This is a genomic window from Arthrobacter sp. ok909 (genome assembly GCF_900104405.1).
GTDB classification, from domain to species: domain Bacteria; phylum Actinomycetota; class Actinomycetes; order Actinomycetales; family Micrococcaceae; genus Arthrobacter; species Arthrobacter humicola.
Genome location: NZ_FNJS01000006.1, coordinates 1 through 15820 on the forward strand (window position 1 = coordinate 1; position 15820 = coordinate 15820).

The 15820-nt window shown below is 68.2% G+C and carries 13 protein-coding genes and 1 pseudogene; 9 read left to right on the forward strand and 5 right to left on the reverse strand.

The genetic code is table 11. The features are described from left to right. The 4 genes from BLR03_RS24315 to BLR03_RS06590 all read left to right on the forward strand — a co-directional run. Positions 1–825, forward strand: an 825-nt coding sequence (locus BLR03_RS24315; protein ID WP_217639747.1) for a hypothetical protein, incomplete at its 5' end; no start/stop codon positions are given. Between the two features lie 358 nt (positions 826–1183). Further along, the gene (locus BLR03_RS06580) at positions 1184–1468 is read left to right on the forward strand and encodes a DUF4244 domain-containing protein (RefSeq protein ID WP_091251014.1); all 285 of its coding nucleotides are present in this window, start codon (positions 1184–1186) and stop codon (positions 1466–1468) included. An 86-nt stretch (positions 1469–1554) separates the two neighbouring features. Continuing rightward, the gene (locus BLR03_RS06585; RefSeq protein WP_368086946.1) at positions 1555–1923 is read left to right on the forward strand and encodes a TadE family type IV pilus minor pilin; all 369 of its coding nucleotides are present in this window, start codon (positions 1555–1557) and stop codon (positions 1921–1923) included. Positions 1924–1972: 49 nt separating this feature from the next. Next, a complete protein-coding gene (locus tag BLR03_RS06590) occupies positions 1973–2350 on the forward strand; it encodes an Rv3654c family TadE-like protein (protein ID WP_302846571.1) in 378 nt (125 codons plus the stop codon). Between the two features lie 124 nt (positions 2351–2474). On the opposite strand, the gene BLR03_RS06595 is transcribed toward BLR03_RS06590, so the two are convergent. Both BLR03_RS06595 and BLR03_RS06600 read right to left on the reverse strand, forming a co-directional pair. Next, the gene (locus BLR03_RS06595) at positions 2475–4985 is read right to left on the reverse strand and encodes a DEAD/DEAH box helicase (RefSeq protein WP_254788224.1); all 2511 of its coding nucleotides are present in this window, start codon (positions 4983–4985) and stop codon (positions 2475–2477) included. Positions 4986–5062: 77 nt separating this feature from the next. Then, positions 5063–5755: a GNAT family N-acetyltransferase gene (locus tag BLR03_RS06600; protein ID WP_091251020.1), complete on the reverse strand. Its 693-nt coding sequence runs from the start codon at positions 5753–5755 to the stop codon at positions 5063–5065. Positions 5756–5872: 117 nt separating this feature from the next. Between BLR03_RS06600 and BLR03_RS06605 the strand changes: the two genes are divergently transcribed. Continuing rightward, entirely contained in the window at positions 5873–6766 is an 894-nt protein-coding gene (locus BLR03_RS06605) for an oxygen-dependent tRNA uridine(34) hydroxylase TrhO (RefSeq protein WP_091251022.1), read from the forward strand. 118 nt (positions 6767–6884) lie between these two features. Here the strand turns inward: BLR03_RS06605 and BLR03_RS06610 are convergent, their stop codons facing one another. After that, complete coding sequence (locus BLR03_RS06610) at positions 6885–7427, reverse strand: hypothetical protein (protein WP_091251024.1); 543 nt, start codon at positions 7425–7427, stop codon at positions 6885–6887. Positions 7428–7538: 111 nt separating this feature from the next. Beyond that, a complete protein-coding gene (locus BLR03_RS06615; protein ID WP_091251029.1) occupies positions 7539–7997 on the reverse strand; it encodes a hypothetical protein in 459 nt (152 codons plus the stop codon). Between the two features lie 260 nt (positions 7998–8257). Between BLR03_RS06615 and BLR03_RS06620 the strand changes: the two genes are divergently transcribed. Together BLR03_RS06620 and BLR03_RS24855 are read left to right on the forward strand one after the other, a co-directional pair. After that, positions 8258–9061 (forward strand): MerR family transcriptional regulator, encoded by an 804-nt coding sequence (locus BLR03_RS06620; RefSeq protein ID WP_091251033.1) that lies wholly within the window; start codon positions 8258–8260, stop codon positions 9059–9061. Between the two features lie 81 nt (positions 9062–9142). After that, on the forward strand, positions 9143–10780 hold the full coding sequence (locus BLR03_RS24855; RefSeq protein WP_091251035.1) for a DUF7059 domain-containing protein: 1638 nt from the start codon (positions 9143–9145) through the stop codon (positions 10778–10780). Between the two features lie 45 nt (positions 10781–10825). Here BLR03_RS24855 and BLR03_RS06630 read toward each other — a convergent pair. Beyond that, positions 10826–12073, reverse strand: a pseudogene (locus tag BLR03_RS06630) (MFS transporter); the annotation flags it as partial. 79 nt (positions 12074–12152) lie between these two features. Between BLR03_RS06630 and BLR03_RS06635 the strand changes: the two are divergent. Then, complete coding sequence (locus tag BLR03_RS06635; protein WP_091251038.1) at positions 12153–12821, forward strand: ArsR/SmtB family transcription factor; 669 nt, start codon at positions 12153–12155, stop codon at positions 12819–12821. Positions 12822–12992: 171 nt separating this feature from the next. Continuing rightward, positions 12993–15731 carry a type I DNA topoisomerase gene (gene topA, locus BLR03_RS06640; RefSeq protein ID WP_091251040.1) on the forward strand — a complete coding sequence of 913 codons (2739 nt, stop codon included), beginning with the start codon at positions 12993–12995 and terminating at the stop codon, positions 15729–15731. Positions 15732–15820 lie beyond the last annotated feature (89 nt).

Here is a 15820-nt window from a genome sequence, read left to right on the forward strand (position 1 = left end):
GGGGCCGACGGCAAGGTCACCCTGTTCAACAGTTCCTCCGGGTCCTCCCAGCTGATCGCTGACGTGACGGGCTATTACGTCACCGGAACGCCGGCGACGGCGGGTTCCTTCAAGAGCCTCTCGCCGGCCCGGCTCCTGGACACCAGGAACTCCTCGGCAGTCGGCGCGAATTCCGCGGTCTCCTTCCAGGTCGCGGGGGCCAACGGAATCCCCGCCTCGGTCGCGGCGGTGGTGTTCAACCTGACGGTGACCCAGGCGAAGTCCCTGGGCTTCGTAACCGCGTACGCGTCCGGTGCGGCCCGGCCCAATGCGTCGAACCTGAACTTCTCCGCCGGACAGACGGTCCCGAACCTCGTCACGGTCCCGGTCGGGTCCGATGGCAAGGTGACGCTCTTCAACAGTTCCTCGGGCACGTCCCAGCTGATCGCCGACGTCGCCGGCTACTACCTGCCCGGCACCCCGACAGTGACCGGCGCCTTCAAGGCAGTCGGACCCACCCGGATCTTTGATACCCGTAGTACCCAGCCGGTCGCAGCGGATTCCGCGGTGTCCGTCCAGGTCGCCGGCGCCAACGGCGTCCCCACCGGTGCCCTGGCAGCAGTCTTCAACCTGACCGTCACCTCGCCCAAGTCCTTCGGCTTCATCACCGCCTACCCGAACGGTTCAGCACGGCCCAACGCGTCCAACCTGAACTTCTCGACCGGACAGACGGTACCGAACCTGGTCTCCGTGGCGCTCGGCTCGGACGGCAAGGTGGCGCTGTTCAACCGGTCCTCCGGATCCTCCCAGCTCATCGCCGACCTCGCGGGGTACTTCCTCCCCTAGCAGCGCGTGATTGAGGTTCCAGCGCACCGAACTGAACCCGAGAAGCTGTAGTCGCAGTATGGACCGCAGCACCTCGGGTTCAGTTCTGCGCTGGTCGGGAGGGCAGTTAGTCGGGTCAGGCGGGGTACTTCGTCGGGCCAAGCGGGGCAGGTCGTCGGGCCAAGGCATGAGCGGGGCGCTGTCGTGCTGTCCGCCCGCCGACGTGGAACAGCCCGCGAGTTCTCCTCCACAGGCCGCCGTGGCGCCGGCTTCGGGCATGTTTTCCACTTGGCTGACTTCGGGGCTTACCGCGCCGTGCCCAAGCCGGGAGAGTCGAATCAGCCGGCGATCCTGCCGGTGTCCCGTGGAAGGAAAGCAGATGTTTATCAATCAGGACACTCCCGCTGCGAATCGCTTAGACGGCGGGGAAGACGGGGTTGCCGAGGTGTACGAAATCTATCCCGGCGCCAGCTTGGTTGTTCCCGTTCAGCCGAACGGACGCAGGAGGCCGCTCTCGGCGCAGGCAGGAATGGCAACAGCCGAATACGCCATCGCAACGCTTGCCGCCGTGGGGTTCGCCGGGGTTCTCGTGTTCATCATGCGCAGTGATGAGGTCCGAGGTTTCCTCCTGAACCTCATCCGCACGGCGCTTACGCTGCCATGACGAGGGGCTGGTGCGCGGGCGGGCGCGGGCGCCGGGGGTCGCCGCGAACCCCGGACTGCCGCGGGGCAGTCACCGCGGAGTTCGCCGTGGCGCTGCCGTCGGTCGTCTTTCTGCTTGCCCTGCTGCTCGCGGGTTCGGCAGCCGGGGTGACGCAACTTCGCGTCGAGGAAGCGGCCCGGGGTGGTGCCCGTGCGCTGGCCAGGGGAGCCGCAGCAGGCGAAGTCGGAGGGATTGTCCGCCAGCTTGCCGGCGAAACCGCGGCGGCGACCGTGGCCCTCGACGGCGAATGGCTCAGGGTCACGGTGTCCGGCCGTGTCCCCGGGGCTGTCGGTTCCCTCATTCCGTGGACCCAGAGCGCCAGTGCCTGGGCGCGTCCGGAAACCGCCGGCGCGGCACAACCGTCCCGGGTGGATGGGGCCTCCCGCTCGGGACGGGCACATGATGTCGCCGGTTAGTGCCGGAGCCAGTGGGCCATGGCGCCGGAATCCGTCCCCAGGCCATGACGTGTACCGCTGCCGGCCGCGGGAGCGGGGATCAGGGACGGTCCTGGCCTTAGGCCTCGGGCTGGTCGTGATCATGGCGGCAGTCTTGCTGCTGCTTCTGGCTCAGTCAGCCGTCGCGGCGGCCAGAGCCGCGGCGGCTGCCGATCTCGCAGCCCTGGCGGCAGCGGATGCCGCCCGAGGAATCACATCCGGTGAGCCGTGCGCCGTCGCCCGGGAGGTCGCACGGAAGAACAACGCCACTGTGCTCGCCTGCTCGAAGGGCGCGGACACGTCAGTCCAGGTCCGCACCGAGATCAACGCCGGGCCGTTCCTCGGCGCGGCCAGAGGTCTGGCCAGGGCCGGGCCGCCTCCGGCACCCGGGAACGGGCCCTCCCCGTGAGGGCTGCTTTGCCTGCGGCGTGACACGCGGCGTTTCGAAGCAGCCGGGGTTCACCCGCCGGTGCGCCCTGCTAGGGGCCGCGCCAAACGCACAGTGGGCGCCTCGCTGTGCCGCGCCAAACGCACTATCCGGCGCGGAGCGATTGGGCGGGATCTTCTTCTGTACCGGCTGCCGGCACGGCCGCCGTACCGACGGCCGTGCCGGCAGCGGCCGTGGCCGCATCCGCCGCGCCGGGTCCCACAACAGCCGTGCCAGCGGCCGCCGTCGCCTCAGTGTTCTCGGCGTTCATCAGCTCGCTGGCGTCTTTGAGCAGCACGTCGATCAGGGTGACGGCGGCGTCCTTGTCGAGAGGGTTGTTCTTGTTGCCGCACTTGGGTGACTGGACACACGATGGGCAACCGGACTCGCATTCGCAGGCCTTGATGGCGTCCCGCGTGGCCGTCAGCCACACCCGGGCCTTGTCGTATCCGCGTTCGGCGAAGCCAGCCCCGCCGGGATGGCCGTCGTAGACGAAGATGGTAGGCACCCCGGTGTCGGCGTGGATGGCGGTGGACACCCCGCCGATGTCCCAGCGGTCACTGGAGGCCACGAGCGGCAGGAGGCCGATGGCTGCGTGCTCGGCGGCATGCAGGGCTCCGGGGAACTGTGCCTCGATCAGTCCCGCGCCGGTCAGCGAGCGGTTGTCCACAACGAACCAGACCGCCTTGGTAAACAGGTCCCTGGCGCCCAGTTCCAGGGGTTCTTCGCCGAGGATTTCGTTTGAAATCAGTGCCTTGCGCTGGAAGGAGACCACCTGGGTCGTCACCTTGACCTCGCCGAAATGTACGGCCACGTCGCCCCACTGGGTGGTGCGTTCGGTTTCGAGGACCTCGATCTGGGTCACGTCGCGGGCGGTGGTGTAGTAGTCGGGGTTCGCCCGGCGCACCATCACGCAGTGATCGCCCTCATTCAGGTCCTCCACGACGTAGCTGTCGCCCTGGTGGACGTAGACGGCGCCGGTGTGGGCCTGGTAGTGGGTTTGGGGCGAATCCATGGTGCCGAGCAGCGACCCGGTGTCGGCATCCACAATGCTCACCGGCCCCCCGCCGTCGGCGCGCAGGTTCACCATGGCCGCGGCACTCTGCGGGTGGGTCCAAAACCAGCCGGCCGGCCGCTTGCGCAGGTAGCCCTGCGCCACCAGGCGCTCCAGCAGCTTCTCCGAGGTGGCCCCGAAAAGGTCCAGTTCGGCGAACCCCAGCGGAAGTTCCGCGGCGGCGGCGCAGAGATGCGGGCCCAGCACATAGGGATTGGAGGGGTCGAATACCGTGGCTTCCACCGAGACGTCGAAAATCGCCTCGGGGTGGTTCACCAGATAGGTATCCAGCGGGTCGTCGCTGGCCACGAAGGCCGCGATCGCGTCCTGGCCGGCCCTGCCCGCCCGGCCGATCTGCTGGAACAACGACGCGCGGGTGCCTGGCCATCCGGCCACCAGGACGGCGTCGAGACCGGAAATGTCGATGCCCAGCTCCAGCGCAGACGTGCTCGAGATGCCCAGCAGCTCACCAGAGCGCAACGACTTTTCCAGTGCCCGCCGCTCCTCCGGCAGGTAGCCCGAGCGGTAGGCGGCCACACGCTGCGGCAGGCTGGGGTCCACTTCATCGAGCAGGCGTTTGGCGATGGAGGAAATCGTCTCGGCTCCACGCCTGGATTTGATGAAGGCAATGGTCCGGGTCCGGGAGGACACGAGATTGGCCAGCAGATCGGCGGTCTCGGCGACGGCGGTACGTCGCTCCTTGGCGCCGTTCTCGCCCCGCAGTTCGGTCAGGGCAGGCTCCCAGAAAGCTACAGTCGTGGATCCGTGGGGCGAGCTGTCTTCGGAAACGGCGCGGACCGGTGCGCCGATGAGCCTGCCGAAGGACGTCCCGGGCTCTGACGCCGTGGCAGACGCCGCGATGAACACGGGGCCCGGGTGTGAGCCGCCGGGGCTGTAGTAGGCACAGATCCGGCGCAGCCGGCGCATGAGATTGGCGACATGGGAGCCGAACACGCCGCGGTAGCTGTGGGCCTCGTCCACGATCACATAGCGGAGGCGCCTGAAGAACCGGGCCCACCAGGCATGGTTCGGGAGGATGCCGAAGTGCAGCATGTCCGGATTGGCGAGGATGAAGTTCGCATGGTCCCGGATCCAGCGCCGGGACGCGGGATCGGTATCGCCGTCGTAGGTTTCGGCCCGGACGGTGGGGAGTTTCAGCGCCCGGATCGCGGCCAGCTGGTCCGCGGCGAGGGCCTTGGTGGGGGACAGATAGAGGGTCACGGCGCCGTCGTCGTGGATCTTCCCGGGATCGGCCAGGACCCTGAGCTCGGAACGGTGGATCGCGTCCAAGGCCGGCAACTGGTACGCCAGGGACTTGCCGGACGCCGTGCCGGTGGCAATGACCACGTGTTCCCCGGCGTGGGCCAACTCGGCGGCCTGTACCTGGTGGCGGTAGGGCTCGTGGATGCCCAGGGAACCGTAGGCCGTCACGAGATCCGGGTGGGCCCAGTCCGGCCACGGCGCATTGACGGCCTGGCGGGCGGGGATCGTTCGCACATGACGCAGCTGTTCCGGGTCCGGACCTCGGCCCAGCAGCGGAATCAGGGACTCATGCGGGTTCACTCACACATTCTTTCATCCGGCCTCAAATCGCCGGAGAAGGCAGCCCGGGTCCCGCAGCGCCCGGCACGCGCAGAGCCTCAGCCGACGGAGAGGTCCGCGCCTTCGTCCGAGGTCGACAGCATCAGGACATGGCAGACCATGCGCCAGCCGAGGTGCGAATAGAGCTTCTGGCCGTCCAGCGAGGCGAGCAGCAGCCCGGAGTCGACGTCGTGTTCGAAGGCCTGGGCCGCCAGGGCCTTCATGATGAAGCTGCCCAGTCCCCGCCGCTGGTACGCCGGCGCCGTCACGATGTTGTCGAAGATGGCGGTGTGTCCCACCACAAATACGCGCCCGCTCGCGGCGGTCTCTTCGCCTGCGCGGACCACAGCGTGGTGGACGCCGTCCGTCCGGGACGTCTCCAGCTTGAGGTCGTCGTCGGAAAGCCAGGGGTCCTCCGAGTCCTGAGTCTCCATGTCCACGATCATCATGGTCTGGGAAGCCGAGGTGACATGGAGGCCGTTCTCCTGGCCGAGGAACGTGTAGCGGGCCACGTCATTGGTGAGGATCGTGAGGACTCTGGCCGGCACTTCAGCCGTCCTCGCCGCCAGCTCCGCAAACTCCGAATCGGACGGGTCGAAGGCGAAATATTCCCATTGACCGGTGGTGTCCGCGCGCAAAGCGGCAGGGAACCGGCCCTCCCTGCGCGTCTCATATCCGCGACAGCCTGCCCATCCGGCAACCCAGATTTCCAGCAGATGAGTGGTGTCTTCAACCATGGCGTCAAGACTCATGTGATGAGCGTATTCCAGCCGTGCCGCAAGCAACAGGGGCCGGGTCAGGGAAGTGTGCTTGCTTATGGAATTGTGACTGTCTCCCGGCCTCCCATCCCAGCCAGTACCCTTAAAAGTGTGGCTTTGAACAGGATTGTGCTCTTTTATGGATTTACCCCCCTCGCTGACCCGGACGCCGTCCGGCTATGGCAGCGCGCACTATGCGAAAAACTCGGCCTCACCGGCCGCATCATCATCTCCAAGGACGGCATCAACGCCACGGTCGGCGGGGAGCTGAACGCCGTGAAGCAATACGTCAAGACCACACGGGAGCACAAGGGATTCCACGGGATCGACGTGAAGTGGTCCGACGGCGGCGCGGCAGACTTCCCGCGCCTCAGCGTCAAGGTGCGGGACGAAATCGTCTCCTTCGGCGCCCCGGGCGAGCTGAAAGTCGACGCCGACGGCGTGGTGGGCGGCGGGACGCACCTCAAACCCGAGGAACTCCACGAACTTATTGAAGCCAAGAAGGAACAGGGCGACGAGGTCGTGTTCTTCGACGGCCGCAACGGCTTTGAGGCCCAGATCGGCAAGTTCAAGGATGCGGTGGTCCCCGACGTCGCTACCACCCACGACTTCATCAAGGAACTCGACTCGGGCAAATACGATGCTCTCAAGGACAAGCCGGTTGTCACCTACTGCACCGGCGGCATCCGCTGCGAGGTGCTGTCGAGCCTCATGGTGAACCGAGGGTTCAAGGAGGTCTACCAGCTCGACGGCGGCATTGTCCGGTACGGAGAGACCTTCAAGGACCAAGGCCTGTGGGAGGGCTCCCTGTACGTGTTCGACAAGCGCATGCACCTGGAGTTCAGCGAGGACGCCAAGACCATCGGCCAGTGCGTCCGCTGCTCGGCGTCCACGAGCAAGTTCGAAAACTGCTCCAATCCGAGCTGCCGGACCCTCACGCTCTACTGTGCCGAGTGCGCAGCGAGCCCTGAAACCCTGCGATGCCCCGAGGGCTGCGCCGCCTGATCGGCCGAGGCTGGACTATCCAGCCGGGCCGGGCGCCCCGAGGGCGCCCCTGCAGGCGCGGCCCCGCCGAATCGGCGTTGCATACGCAACAGGGGCGGCCCCCAGAGTGAGGGTTGTCTCAGATCCGGCTCACGCGGTAGGCGAAGTTTGCCGCGCCCCGTCCGGTCACCTGGACGGAGAGCACCGCGTCCGCGGGCAGCGAGACGACGTTCACTCGTGACGTTCCGCAGCGCAGGCTCAGGTCCACCAGCGACTCATCCCCATTGCGGACGGTGAAAGACACCCGGGCCGTGCTCCGGCACGCCAGCGTCAGGGAATAGGTGCCGGCAGGCAGTTGCGTTGTCGTCTCTGTGTGCACCGCGCCGGCCTCCACGGAGCCGTAGCTGGTGTGAAACACCTGCCCCGCGGCGTCGGGAAGCGCGTGGTCGACCCACTGCTCCAGCTCTTCGCCGGACACCGGCTCGTTGCGATGGGGATCCTGCGGCAGGGCGGCGTCGGTGGTCGGCGCGGCGGAAACAGTGGGCGAGGCATCGTCCCAATGGTCGGCGCTGTACTCGTACTCGCAACCGGACAAGACCGTCCCGAGGAACACCGCAATTGACAGCACCGCGGCGGCCGGGGTGCGCCGTCGCGGCAGCCTGCGGGCCGGCACAGTTGGCATACCCTGAGATTAAGGTCGCCCCGATACAAACACCAGAGGTGGAAGGTCCGCGGCGGCCGGTTTTCCCAGAAGGCGCCGAACCGGGCCCCGTAACCGGGTTGCGGGCGGACCCTACTCGGACGCGGCCAGGTGGTAGGCGTAGATGATCGGGGCGTCCACGCTGGACGTGCTGAGCTTCACCTCGCCCGCGGCGGGCACCGTGATGCGGGCGGTTTCCCGGCTGCCGTTGCAGGCGGCTCCTGCCTCGGTCAGCGGCCGGCCGGCCAGGCTGACGGCGAAGAACGCCTTACCGCCGCCGTCGCAGGTCATGGTCAGGGTGTAGGTGCCGGCGGGCACACCGGACGCGGTCCGGACGATCGGATCGCGGTTCAGGATTTTGCCGGCGTCCTCCAGCACAGTCCCGGGGGCCGAGGGCAGCGCGGTAGCCTTCCATGCCGGGACATCGGCGCCCTGAATTGAACCGGGCGGGGTACATGCCGTTGCGGCCAGCACGACGGCGGCTGCCGCCGCACCCGTAAGCGTCCGCCTGACCAGCCGGGCGGCCGGGGCGTGAGAGGAGGGAAAAACCATGCCTCCAACTTACCGCCTTGCAGCTTCGCCCCCGGCCGTGCCGGCCGCCCAGCGGTGCCTCCCGCGGGCTCTTGACGTTGACGTGACGTCAAAGTTTAGAGTCGAGGGGACGGCCCGGGGCGGCCCGGCAGGCGACAAGCGGTGCGCCGGGAGCCGGTGCGCCGGGAGGCGGTGCACCGGGAGCCGGTGCACCGGGAGGACCGGCGCCGTCGGCGTGCTACTCCCGACGGGGCAGCTGGCCCAACGGCAAAGGAGGAGATATGGACTGGTCCGTCCAACAGATCGCGAAATTGGCGGGCACCACCGGCCGGACTCTGCGTCACTATGACGACATCGGCCTGCTCAAGCCCAGCCGGACCGGCCACAACGGCTACCGGTACTACGGCCCGGACTCGCTGGTCCGCCTGCAGCGGATCCTGCTCCTGCGCGACCTGGGGCTCGGGCTTCCGGCGATCGTGGACGTGCTCGCCGGCCAGACGGACGCGGAGTACGCGCTGGGACGGCATCTGGAGTGGCTGCAGCAGGAACAGGAAAGGCTGGGGCGGCAAATCGCTTCGGTCCGGCACACCATTGAGGCACTACAAACGGGAGGAAAGATCATGGCAGAGGAAATGTTCGATGGCTTCGACCACACCCGGTACCGGGAAGAAGTCCAGCAGCGGTGGGGCAAGGATGCCTATGCGACCTCAGACGCCTGGTGGCGCGGCATGCAGGCCGAGGAGAAGGCCGCCTGGCAGGAACAGTCCCGGCAGCTCGGCACCGACTGGAGGGCCGCGGCAGAGTCGGGCGTCACGGCGGACAGCGTGCAGGCCCAAGACCTGGCCCGGCGCCACGTCGAATGGCTCAGGGGCATTCCCGGCACCCCGGCCGCGCCGGCCGCCGGCACCGCAGTCGCCGTGCCGGACATCAAGGGGTACATGACGGGACTCGGCGAGATGTACGTGGCGGATCCCCGTTTCGCCGCGAACTACGGCGGTGCCGAGGGCGCGGCCTTTGTCCGGGATGCCCTGCGGATTTATGCGGAGACCCGACTCTCGCCGGCCCCGCCCAGTCCCCGGGACTAAACTTGTGCGGTGACGTCCTCAGCCCAAAACCCCGCCCCGCAGCCTCCCGCAGCGCCGCTTCCGGCCACGCCAACTCCCGCCATGGCGGTTCGTTCATCGCCGTTCACGGCCGGCAACACTCCGGAGGCGCCGCGGAGCGACCTCCCCGGCCTCCTCGAGGCCCTGGCCGGGGACCTGCGGGCCGTTGGCTACACCGTAGATGGCGTCGCCGGGCTGCTCGGCGAGGCTGCGCACTCGGCCCTCAGCCGGGACCAGCTCATCCCCGCACTGATCGTCACCGGGCGCGCCTCCGGTGAGCCGTCGACGGCGGCGCTCGCCGCCGTCGTGCGTCTCTGTCTCCTGGCCGAGCCGCAGCGCGCGGAGACCCTCGACGCCGCGCTGCCCGGCATCCGCACGGAGGGGCTGACGGAACTCGGGCTCGTGGAGCGGTCCGACGACGACCTGGTCCAGGCGAAGGTGGATCTGAGGCCGTACGGCTGGGACCCCACAGTCGGGGACGATGGCGTGGCGAGCGGCGGGGCGGACCTCTGGGTGGCCAGCGACCTCGCGGCCCACCAGCGCGCAGGCGTCCTCCGCCACGACCACGTCCTGGGGATCGGGCAGGCCTCCACAACCCTGGTTCAGGTCACGGCTCGCCGGCATGTGGCCAGGGCCCTCGACCTCGGCACGGGCTGCGGCATCCAGACGTTCCATCTGCTCCACCACGCGGAGCACGTGACCGCCACGGACATTTCCGAACGCGCCCTCGCGTTCACCCGGTTCAATCTCTTGCTCAACGCCGCCGAGCTGCACCTGGATCCGGCGGACCTTGAGGCCCGCGTGAGCCTGAGGCTCGGGTCCCTGCTGGAACCCATCGCGGGGGAGGAGTTCGAGCTGGTGGTGTCCAACCCGCCGTTCGTCATTACGCCGCGCAGCCTGGGCGAGACCGCCATGGACCAGTTCACCTATCGTGACGGCGGCCTGCCGGGGGACGAGATCGTTTCTTCGCTGGTCCGGGCCCTGCCCTCGGTTCTCGCGCCGGGTGGAACGGCCCAGCTCCTGGGCAATTGGGAGATCGAGGCGGGGGCGGGCTGGTCCGGACGGCCCCAAAGCTGGGCCGACCCGGCCGCCGACGTCTGGTTTATCCAGCGGGAGCAGGTGGGGCCGGAGCAATATGCCGAGACCTGGCTGCAGGACGCCTCCGAAAACCGGGACCGCCAGCTCTACCAGGACTCATATGAGGCGTACCTGGACGACTTTGCCTCGCGCAATGTGGCAGGGATCGGTTTCGGCATGATCTGGCTGCGCCGCCCGGCCGGCGGCGCCGGGCGGGTGCTTTCCCGTTTCGAGGAGATCACGTACCCCATCGAACAGCCCGTGGGGCCGCACCTGGGCGCGGCGGTCGAGCGTGCCGACTGGCTGGCCGCCCACGATCTGGCCGCTGCCCACCTGCTGGTCGCGGAGGACGTCACCGAGGAGCGACACCAGCGCCCGGGGGCAGAACACCCCGGCGTCATCCTGCTGCGGCAGGGTGCCGGGCTGCGCCGCACCAACCTGCTGAGCACCGAGCTGGCCGGCTTTGTTTCAGCGTGCGACGGCGACCTGTCCGTCGGGCAGATCATCGGCGCCCTCGAGGCCCTGCTGGGCGGCTATGAGGGGTTTGACGGCGCGCAGTTCCGCGCCGGCCTCCTGACCGAAGTCGGTAATCTGGTTCGCGACGGCTTCCTGCTGCAGGCCTGAGACGGCAGGCGCCGCCGCGATACCGCGTGCGTCGTCCCGGCCGAACCGCGGCAGGACGTACGCGGTGAGGGCAAGTGTGACCAGCACCGCGACGGCCCCGGTGAGCAGGAAGCTGACACGCACCGGCACCAGTGCGCCCAGCAGCCCGCCCAGGGCCAGAGCGGCGATGGAGACGGCGCGTGTCATCCCGCCGACGATCGCCATGGCCTGGCCCCGCCCGCGTTCGGGTATCCGGAGGATCGCGATCGCCCCGAAGCAGGCATTCAGGACGCCGCAGGCCATTCCCGTCCCCGTGTAGGCCACAAAGAGCAGCTCGACGGTGGGGACCATCCCCGTGATGCCCAGGAACGCCGAAGCCAGGGCCATGGAGGCCAGCAGCACCCGTAGCCGCAACGCCGGCGTGGTGATCCTGCCGGCCATCGCGGCCCCGCCCGCCATGCCGAGGCCGAACGCCGCGGCCAGCAGGCCGTACTGCGTCTCGGTGGCGCCAAGGTCGCCGCGGGCCAGGAACACTTCAAGGACATTCGTGGCCTCGCCGACGACGATAAAGAACATCGCCCCCAGGACCAGGGCCCAGACCAGGCTGTCCCGGCGGATCAGGCGCAGCCCGTCGAGCAGTGCGGGCTTCGCCTGGCCGGCCCGTTCGGCCGCTGTGCCGCGGCGGGTTCTGATCAGCAGGGCGCCCAGCCCCATCGCGACATAGCAGCCACTGGCCACGCCGAACACGAGTCCTGCGCCGCCCCAGCCGCTGAGCATGCCGCCCGCGGCCGGCCCGGCCATGCCGGCAATCATGACGGTCGCCTGCATGGTCCCCATCGCCCGCGGGGTGCGGTCCTCGCCGACGATCCGGGGCAGCAGGGCCTGCCAGGTGGGGCCGGCCACGGCTTGGGCCCCGTCGAGCAGGAACGTCATGGCAAAAAGCACGGGGAGATAGTTCTCCACGTACTGCATGCCAAGGCCCATGCCGGCGACGGCGGCAGCGCTGACCGCGGAGGCCGCCGTCGCCAGCGTCCGGGAGTCCGCGGTGTCGGCGAGTCGGCCGGCCCATGGGGCCAGTAGGACCAGCGGCAGCGCTGAGCACAAGAGGTAGGCAGCCACGAGCCAGGGCCCGGCGACAGGGGTTCCCCCGGCAGCGGCCGCGTTCTGCAGGTGCAGCATGATGCTCACGACGACGGCGCCCATCCCCGCCGTCGCAACGAACCTGGCGGTGCTGGCGATCAGGAAGTCGCGGTTGCGCCACAGGGGCTGCACCACCGCTGAGGGGGCGGCCGACTTGTGAAGTATCTGTTTCATAAATAGGAAGCTAGTCCCGGCCGGAACTAGATGTCAAGCATTTCTTTCATATTTTGGAGCGGCTGGATAGACTGGAGGGGTGAATGCAGAAACCCCGACGGCGGAGTCCACGGCTCCGCCGGCCGCCAAGCGCCGGCACCGTCCGGAAAAGCAAGTGGAAATCACCGACCCGAAGGCGATCCGGGCCCTCGCCCACGCCGCCCGGCTGGAAGTCATTTCCGAGCTGTATTCCACCCAGGTGAGCCGGACTGCCACCGAACTCGCCGCGCAGACCGGCCTCACGCCCAGCGCCATGAGCTACCACCTGCGGGCGCTGCAGAAGTGGGGCATTGTGGTCCCCGCAGCCACGGCAGGGGACGCCCGGGAGCGGCGCTGGAAGGCTGCCGGCACCGATTTCACCATTCACTCGCTCGGCGGAGTGGCCAGCCCTGAGCTCGCCGTCCTTGACCTCGAGCTCGAGGCTTACCGCCGCCGGGTGCTTGCGTACGCCAAGACCCGCAACGAACGGCGCGAGCGCGGCGAGACCGGCGACGGCCCGTCGTCGGTGGTGCTGGCGAGCAACCTGCTTTACCTGACGCCGGAGCAGCGGTCCGAGTTGACGCGGCGAGTCTTCGACCTCCTGCGGGATTATGAACTCGAGGATCCGGACCACGTGCCCGACGGCGCCGAACGCATGGCCACCATGTGGTCGATGATTCCGGACGACCGCGGCCCGGCCGCCGCGAAACCCGGGGCCGGCAGCGCCTGAGCCCCGGCCCGGCGCGCCCTTCCGGACCACCGGGCGCCCTGCTCTTTTGCGGCCGAAACCCGCCTCCGCGGGGCCGTCATTTCCGGCCGGATGCGCGCGATTCTGCAAAATATGGTGAACTAGGCGGGTATGGGCGCATCTGCCCGAGCAACCTTTTTCTGTAGGAGCACCGTGCCAAGCAAGGCCAAAACCGGCAAGAAACTCGTGATTGTGGAGTCTCCCGCCAAGAGCAAGACCATCGCCAAGTACTTGGGCGAGGGCTTCATCGTTGAGGCCTCCATTGGTCACATCCGCGACCTTCCGCAGCCTTCCGAGCTCCCCGCGGAACTGAAGAAGACCCCGCTCGGCAAGTTCGCCGTCGACATTGAAAACGACTTTAAGCCGTACTACGTGGTGTCCGCGGACAAGAAGAAGAAGGTCGCCGAACTCAAGGCCCAGCTCAAAGACGCCGATGCGCTCTACCTCGCAACCGATGGGGACCGCGAGGGCGAAGCCATCGCATGGCACCTGCTGGAAGTCCTGAAGCCAAAGGTGCCGGTCTACCGGATGACCTTCGGCGAAATTACGAAGGAAGCCATCCACCGCGCCATGGACAACCTGCGCGACGTGGACCAGGACCTGGTGGACGCACAGGAAACCCGGCGCGTCCTGGACCGCCTCTACGGTTATGAGATCTCACCGGTGCTGTGGCGCAAGGTGGCCCGCGGCTTGTCCGCCGGCCGGGTGCAGTCGGTCGTGACCCGCATGGTGGTGGACCGGGAGCGGGAGCGCATGGCGTTCAAGGCTGCCTCTTACTGGGACCTGACCGGCCAGTTCGGTGCCGACGCCGGATCCTTCAAAGCGAAACTCGCTGCCGTGGACGGCGCCAAGGTGGCCAGCGGCCGAGACTTCAACGACAACGGCGAACTCACCTCCCGCAACGTCATCCACGTCAACGAGGAACTCGCCACGGCCCTGGCGGCAGGCCTGCAGACGGCTGATTTCCGCGTCCGTTCTGTCGACACGAAGCCGTACACCCGCCGCCCGGCGGCGCCGTTCACCACCTCGACGCTGCAGCAGGAGGCCGGCCGCAAGCTGCGCTTCTCCTCCAAGAGCACCATGCAGGTGGCCCAGCGGCTCTACGAAAACGGCTACATCACCTATATGCGTACGGACTCGTCCGCACTGAGCGACGAGGCCGTCACCGCCGCCCGGCGCCAGGCAGCCGAGCTGTACGGCACGGAATACGTCCCCCAGTCCCCGAGGGTGTACACCAGCAAGGCCGCCAACGCCCAGGAGGCCCACGAGGCCATCCGCCCCGCCGGCGACTCCTTCCGCACCCCGGCCCAGGTCGCCAAGCAGCTCTCCGGCGACGAATTCCGGCTCTACGAGCTGATCTGGAAACGCACCGTCGCCTCGCAGATGGCTGATGCCAAGGGCTCCACCGCCACCATCCGCCTGGGCGCCGTGACCGTGGGCGGCGCTGCCGCCGGCCGCGACGCGGAATTCTCCGCCTCCGGCACCGTCATCACCTTCCCCGGCTTCCTGGCCGCCTACGAAGAGGGCAAGGACGAAAGCCGCGGCGATGACGACTCCGAGGAAGCCCGCCGCCTGCCGAACGTGGCCAAGGACGACTCCCTGACCGCCTCGGACATCGTCGCCGTCGGCCACGAGACCTCGCCGCCCCCGCGCTACACGGAAGCGTCGCTGACCGCCGAGCTGGAAAAGAAGGGCATCGGGCGTCCGTCCACCTACGCCTCCACCATCTCCACCATCCAGGACCGCGGCTACGTCCGGAAGCAGGGTTCCGCTCTGGTCCCGAGCTGGATCGCGTTCTCCGTGATCCGGCTGCTGGAACAGCACTTCCACGACTACGTGGACTACGAGTTCACGGCCGACATGGAAGCTGACCTGGACAAGATCGCCAACGGACAGGCTGCCGGACCCGCCTGGCTCAAGCACTTCTACTTCGGGGAAGACGCCGAGCCCGGCCTGCTGAGCATCGTCAACAACCTCGGCGAGATCGACGCCCGCGAAATCAACTCGATTCCGATCGCCGAGGGCATCACGCTGCGGGTCGGGAAATTCGGCCCGTACCTGGAAAGCTCCGTCCCGACGGTCGATCCCAAGACCGGAGAAGTGGTTGAAGCCGCCCGCGCCAACGTCCCCGAGGACCTGGCGCCGGACGAGCTCACCGCAGCCAAGGCCATTGAACTGATGGAGACCGCGGCCCCGGAAGAGCGTGTCCTCGGCACGGACCCGCACACCGGGCACACGATCGTGGCTAAGAACGGCCGCTACGGCGCCTACGTCACCGAGATCATCCCGGAAATGACCGAGGAGCAGCTGGCCAGCCAGCCCGTGGAGTACTACAAGAACGGCAAGCCGAAGCCGCCGAAGAAGCCCGTCAAGGCCAAACCGCGGACGGGTTCCCTGTTCGCCTCGATGAGCGTGGAGACGGTCAGCCTGGACGAGGCCCTGCAGCTCATGAGCCTGCCCCGTGTCCTCGGCCCGGACGCCGAGGGCAACCCGATCACGGTGCAGAACGGCAGGTTCGGCCCGTACTTGAAAAAGGGCACGGACTCCCGATCGATCGGCTCCGAGGAGGAAATCTTCACGATCACGCTGGAACAGGCGCTGGAGATCTACTCGCAGCCCAAGCAGCGCGGCGCCCGTGCCGCCGTCCCGCCGCTGGCCGAGTTCGGCCCGGACCCGGTCTCGGAGAAGAACATCGTGGTGAAGGAAGGCCGGTTCGGCCCGTACATCACCGACGGCATCACCAACATCACCGTGCCGCGCTCCACCTCGCTGGAGGAGCTCACCCGGGAACAAGCCGTTGAACTCCTCGCGGAGAAGCGCGCCAGGGGCCCGGTCAAGCGCACGACGACGGCCCGCAAGGCCCCGGCCCGGAAAACGCCGGCCAAGAAGTAGCAGAGCCACACCGGGTTCGCCGGAAAGCTGCGGAGTCGCCGGAAGTTTCCGGCGACTCCGCAGCTTTCCGGCGATTCTGCGTTTGCGGA

Coding starts and splice junctions, on each gene's coding strand:
- BLR03_RS06610 (WP_091251024.1), bottom strand. CDS start 7,427: ATGCCAACTGTGCCGGCCCGCAGGCTGCCGCGACGGCGCACCCCGGCC.
- BLR03_RS24855 (WP_091251035.1), top strand. CDS start 9,143: ATGGCGGTTCGTTCATCGCCGTTCACGGCCGGCAACACTCCGGAGGCG.
- BLR03_RS06600 (WP_091251020.1), bottom strand. CDS start 5,755: ATGAGTCTTGACGCCATGGTTGAAGACACCACTCATCTGCTGGAAATC.
- BLR03_RS06580 (WP_091251014.1), top strand. CDS start 1,184: ATGTTTATCAATCAGGACACTCCCGCTGCGAATCGCTTAGACGGCGGG.
- BLR03_RS06620 (WP_091251033.1), top strand. CDS start 8,258: ATGGACTGGTCCGTCCAACAGATCGCGAAATTGGCGGGCACCACCGGC.
- BLR03_RS06615 (WP_091251029.1), bottom strand. CDS start 7,997: ATGGTTTTTCCCTCCTCTCACGCCCCGGCCGCCCGGCTGGTCAGGCGG.